Raw genomic sequence first — 5,389 nt, forward strand, 5'->3', positions numbered from 1 at the left:
GCGCACCAGGGCTCGAACCTGGGACCCGATGATTAAGAGTCATCTGCTCTACCAACTGAGCTATGCGCCCGGAACCAGTCCGGAAATCCTTGGGTCGGGACGGCGTCGTTTAGCAAAGCGAACCGGCGATGTCCAGCAAAGCTCCGGCGCTTTTCCCCGGTGCAACCTCTGGCCGGAAACATGAAAAAGCCGCCGGAATCCGGCGGCTTTTTGCTCGTGTTCAGGACAGACCGCGCCTATGTGCTTAAAGCCGCTCGCCTCGCCCGTCCCGGTCGCGTCCGGGCCCGCGATCCCGATCGTAACCGCGATCCCGATCGCCGCGATCACCGCCATCGTCGCGCTCAAAGCCGCGATGACGCCAGCCTTCACGGCCGAAACGGCGTTCCATGTGCGTGAGGATGGCAAGCCGGCGCTTCTGGCCGTCGTCGAGCGTCTTGTAGAGCGGATCGGCGGCGTCGGCGATCTTCTTCATGGCCGCCGCTGTGGTCGCCATGGTGTCGGCGCGGTCGCGCAGGCGCGTGACCGGATCGTTGGGCTGCTGCCGGTCGCGACTGTCGTCGCGCATCGCATTCATCCGGGCATTGGCGCGGTCGATCCGCAGCTTGGCGAATTCCTTCACCGCCGTTTCGACCGGCGGCCAGAGCTTCTCCTGGTCCGGGGTGAGTTTCAGGCCAGCATGGACCGCGGCAATGCGCGCATCGGCAAACGCCGCGCGGTCCTCGGCGCTCATGCGCATGTGACCGTGAAACCAGGGTCGGTGCTGGGCATAGACGGCGGTGGAGCCGGCGAGGACGAGCGCTGCAGTGCCGGCCAGAAGGATTTTCTTCATGCGAACCTCCATTGAAAGGTTGCCTGAGGATGGACGCCTGGCGCGGCGCAATCAAATTACATCTTGGACAGAGAGCGTCTGTTACCAAGATTTAATAGGACGCCGTTCAGCGACCGTTCAGAGCATGCCGAGTGTGCGCGGCAGCCACAGCGATATTTCCGGCACGTAGGTGACGATGCCGAGGAAGATCAGCATGGTCAGGAGCCAAGGCCACACCGCGATGGTGAGTTCGGTGATGCCCATCTTGGCGATCCCGGACGCCACGTACAGATTGAGGCCGACCGGCGGATGGCACATGCCGACCTCCATATTCACCACCATCAGGATGCCGAGATGCACCGGATGGATGCCGAGCTTCACCGCCACGGGAAACAGGATAGGCGCCATGATCAGGACGATCGACGACGCCTCCATCACGTTGCCCGCCAGCAGCAGCAGCAGGTTGACGATCAGCAGGAATATCACCCAATCGACGCCGACCGATGTGATCCATGCCGCGATCTGCTGCGGAATATTCTCGTTGGCCATCAGGAACGAAAACAGCACCGCGTTGGTGATGATGTAGAGAATCATCGCACTCATATTGGCGGAGCCGAGCAGAACCCTGGGCACGTCCTTCAGCGACATGTCGCGATAGACGAATACGGCGATGACGAACGCGTAGACCGCGCTTACCGCCGCGGCTTCCGTGGGCGTGAACAGGCCCGCATAGATGCCGCCGAGCACGATCAGGACCAGCAGCAATCCCCACGCGCATTTCCGGAACGCGGCAAGCCTCTCGGTCCAGCTCGCGCGCGGAAGTCTTGGATAGTCGTTTTTCCACGCGCGATAAAAGGTTGTCAGTCCGAGCAGCGTCGCCAGCATCAGGCCGGGGATGACGCCGGCCATGAACATCTGTCCGACCGAGGCCGAGGAGACGCGATGGCCGGCAGGATCGAGCGCGACGCTGCCGCCGGTCGCGACGCAATAGATAACCATCACGATCGATGGCGGAATCAGGATACCCAGCGCGCCCGAGGTCGTGATCACGCCGGCGCCGAAGCGCTTGGGAAAGCCCTGCTTCACCATCGCCGGCAGCATGATCGAACCGATCGCGATCACGGTGGCCGGCGACGAGCCCGATACCGCGGCGAATAGCGCACACGCCATGACGCCGGCAAGCCCAAGTCCGCCATGCCAGTGTCCCACCATCGAGGTCGCAAAATTGATCATGCGTCGTGCGACGCCGCCATGGGTGAGGAAATTGCCGGCGAGAATGAAGAACGGAATCGCCATGATTTCGAAATTGTCGATGCCGGTAAACAGCTTGAGCGCCACCGATTCAGTCGGCACGTTGGTCATGGTGTAGATGAACGTCAGCACCGTCATGCCGAGCGCGATCGAGATCGGCATGCCGGTGAGCATCAGCGCGATCAGGAGGCCGAAGATGAACAGGCTGGTCATCGCGTGACCTCCGCCGCGCCGATGCCCGGTTCTTCCACCTCGACACCCTCGACGTGGGCGTGGTCATGGTGCGGCAACTCGCCGGTCCGCCAATAGGTGAACGCGACCTGCAGGAAGCGGAAGCACATCAGATAGGAGCCGAGCGGAATGCAGAGATAGACGAACCAACTCGGAATCTCGAGATCGGGGGAGACCTGGTCGGTCTGCATCAGTCCAATCACGAATTTCGCGCCCATCGTCCCGATCACGGCGGTGAAAAACGCGCCGCAGAACAGACCGAACAGAACGACCATATTTCGCCACGGCGATTTGAGCTGGTTGACCACGACATCGACGCCGACATGGATGCCGGTCCGCACGCCATACGCCGCGCCGAATTTAGCCACCCAGACGAACATGTAGATGCACAGTTCCTGCGCCCAGGACAGATTGATCGGGAACAGGATCGGGTACAGCAATGGGATGCCGATGAGATAACGGTGCATCACCGCAAGGAAAATAATAAAGGTCGCGAGCGCCATCAGCGACGCGATCAATATCTCCTCAAGCCGGTCGAGGATACGAAGAAACATCAGTCCCCCATGCAGCGTCGATCATGTCAGTCTCGCCTACCCCACGTCATGGCCGGACTTGTCCCGGCCATCGACGTCTTCTCCCATTGATCTACCAAAAGACGTGGATGCCCGGGACATCGGCGCGAAGACGCGCTTCGCGCTTTTGCCCGGCATGACCCATCTTTGAATAACTTCCCGGCCGCTTAGTTGGTCGCACCCCTGGTTTCTTTCAGGAATTCATCGATCAGCGGCTGGCCGACGCGGGAAGCGACGTCCTTGTAGACCGGCTCTATCGCCTTGCGCATCGCGGAGTCCTGCTCCGGCGTCAGCTTGATGATTTCGCTCTTGCCGGTCTTGATGATTTCCGCCTTGGCGTCCTCGTTCTCCTTCGCCGACTGGCCGTTGCCGTAAGCGGTGGCCTCCTTCATGGCTTTTTCGCACTGCTCGCGAACGTCGGCCGGCATGCCATCCCAGAACTTCTTGTTCACGACCACGACGTAGCCGATATAGCCGTGATGGGTCTCCGTGATGTACTTCTGCACTTCATGCATTTTCTGGGTGTAGATGTTCGACCAGGTGTTCTCCTGGCCGTCGACCACGCCGGTCTGCAGCGCCTGATAGACTTCGCCAAATCCCATCACCTGCGGAATCGCGCCGAGCGAACGGAATTGGGCTTCCAGCACCTTGGACGACTGGATGCGGAATTTCAGGCCCTTGTAGTCCGCCGGCGTCACCAGCTTCTTGCTGGCGCTCATCTCCTTGAAACCGTTGTCCCAGTAAGCGAGACCGGTCATGCCCTTGGGCTCAAGCAGCTTGAGCAGCTTGGCGCCGAGCGGGCCGTCGGTGACTTTGCGCAGCGTCGGGAGATCGGGAAGGATATAGGGAAGATCGAATACCTCGAATTCCCTGACGCCGATCGGGCCGAATTTCGAGTTCGACGGCGCCAGCATCTGCACCGCGCCGAGCTGCAGCGCTTCCAGCTCTTCCTTGTCCTTGTAGAGCTGCGAGTTCGGATAGACTTCGACCTTCACCTTGCCGCCGGTGTATTTTTCGGCAAGCTCCTTGAATTTCTCGGAAGCAAGGCCCTTCGGCGTATTCGGCGCAACGACATGGCTGAACTTGATGATGATCGGCGATTGCGCCGATGCCGGTCCGATCAGAGCGAGGGCCGTGACCGACGCCGCTGCCAAAATCAGTTTGCGCATGTTTCCTCCTGATTGATTATTGGAGCGTGCACCGCGACGCTCCTGTGGATGGTGGCTAGCGGCACCAATACAGACAAGCGGGTCGAAACGCTATTGCCCGTTAGCAGGGACCCAGCCCAACCATTGCTGCAACGCAAAACGCGGTGCCCCTGAGCGCCGCGTTTTCGATAAATTCGGAAGCGTCTTTTTGAAGCAATCAGCTCGCCGCAGCCTCCGGCATGTCGCGCTGGCGCTTCATGACGATCTTGTTGAGCGCCCCGAGATAGGCTTTTGCGGAGGCCACCAGCGTATCCGGGTCGGCGGCCTTGGCCGTCATCGAGCGGCCTTCATGGGCCAGCCGCACCGACACCTCGGCTTGCGCGTCGGTGCCCTCGGTCACGGCATGGACCTGATAGAGTTCCAGTTTTGCTTCGTGCGGCACCAGCGCCTTGATGCAGTTGAACACCGCATCGACCGGGCCGTTGCCTTCGGCTTCCTCGATTTTGATCTGGCCGCCGATATTGAGCTTCATGGTGGCGCGCTGTGGACCATGGGTGCCCGCGATCACCGTGAGCGAGGCCAGCTTGATATGGTCATGCGCGTTGGCGATCTCCTGATCGACCAGCGCCTCGATGTCCTCGTCGTAGATGTCCTTCTTGCGGTCGGCCAGCGCCTTCATCCGCACGAACGCATCTTCCAGCTGATTGGCGCCGAGCTTGTAGCCCATCTCCTCCAGCTTGTGCACGAAGGCATGACGCCCGGAATGCTTGCCGAGCACCAGCGACGACTGCTTCAGGCCGACCGTTTCCGGCCGCATGATCTCGTAGGTCGAGGCATCCTTGAGGACGCCGTCCTGATGAATGCCGCTTTCATGGGCGAACGCGTTACGGCCGACAATCGCCTTGTTGTACTGCACCGGAAACGAGGTCGCCGCCGACACCAGCTTCGATGCGCGCGTCAGCATGGTGGTGTCGATCTTGTTCCACCACGGAAACTTGTCGTTGCGGACGTTGATCGCCATCACGACTTCCTCGAGCGCGGCATTGCCTGCCCGCTCGCCGATGCCGTTGACGGTGCATTCGATCTGCCGCGCGCCGCCGGCAACGCCGGCCAGCGAATTCGCTACCGCCATGCCGAGATCGTTGTGGCAATGGACGGAAAATACCGCCTTGTCGGAATTCGGCACCCGCTCGATCAAGGTACGCATGAAATGGGTGTATTCCTCGGGCACCGTGTAGCCGACCGTGTCCGGAATGTTGACGGTGGTAGCGCCGGCCTTGATCACGGCCTCGACGATGCGGCAGAGATAATCCATCTCGCTGCGGGTGCCGTCTTCCGCCGACCATTCGACGTCGTCGATGTGATTGCGCGCGCGGGTG

Annotated in this window: 6 protein-coding genes; 1 reads left to right on the top strand and 5 read right to left on the bottom strand. The window is 60.9% G+C overall.

Going from position 1 to position 5,389, the window contains the following annotated elements:
• Window positions 1-184: hypothetical protein (locus tag VGP39_RS10990; protein ID WP_327568130.1), on the top strand; the 184-nt coding region annotated here is incomplete at its 5' end.
• 60 nt (window positions 185-244) lie between these two features.
• Here VGP39_RS10990 and VGP39_RS10995 read toward each other — a convergent pair.
• The 5 genes from VGP39_RS10995 to VGP39_RS11015 all read right to left on the bottom strand — a co-directional run.
• Window positions 245-829: a Spy/CpxP family protein refolding chaperone gene (locus VGP39_RS10995; protein ID WP_327568131.1), complete on the bottom strand. Its 585-nt coding sequence runs from the start codon at window positions 827-829 to the stop codon at window positions 245-247.
• 117 nt (window positions 830-946) lie between these two features.
• Window positions 947-2,272, bottom strand: a complete 1,326-nt coding sequence (locus tag VGP39_RS11000; RefSeq protein WP_327568132.1) for a TRAP transporter large permease subunit — start codon at window positions 2,270-2,272, stop codon at window positions 947-949.
• Window positions 2,269-2,844, bottom strand: a complete 576-nt coding sequence (locus VGP39_RS11005; protein WP_327568133.1) for a TRAP transporter small permease — start codon at window positions 2,842-2,844, stop codon at window positions 2,269-2,271. The genes VGP39_RS11000 and VGP39_RS11005 overlap by 4 nt, the downstream gene beginning before the upstream one ends.
• A 185-nt stretch (window positions 2,845-3,029) precedes the next feature.
• On the bottom strand, window positions 3,030-4,031 hold the full coding sequence (locus tag VGP39_RS11010) for a TRAP transporter substrate-binding protein (RefSeq protein WP_327568134.1): 1,002 nt from the start codon (window positions 4,029-4,031) through the stop codon (window positions 3,030-3,032).
• Window positions 4,032-4,227: 196 nt separating this feature from the next.
• A partial coding sequence (locus VGP39_RS11015) for a 2-isopropylmalate synthase (protein ID WP_327568135.1) occupies window positions 4,228-5,389 on the bottom strand: 1,162 nt, incomplete at its 5' end.

The sequence above is a fragment of the Bradyrhizobium sp. genome (genome assembly GCF_036009065.1).
Lineage (GTDB): Bacteria > Pseudomonadota > Alphaproteobacteria > Rhizobiales > Xanthobacteraceae > Bradyrhizobium.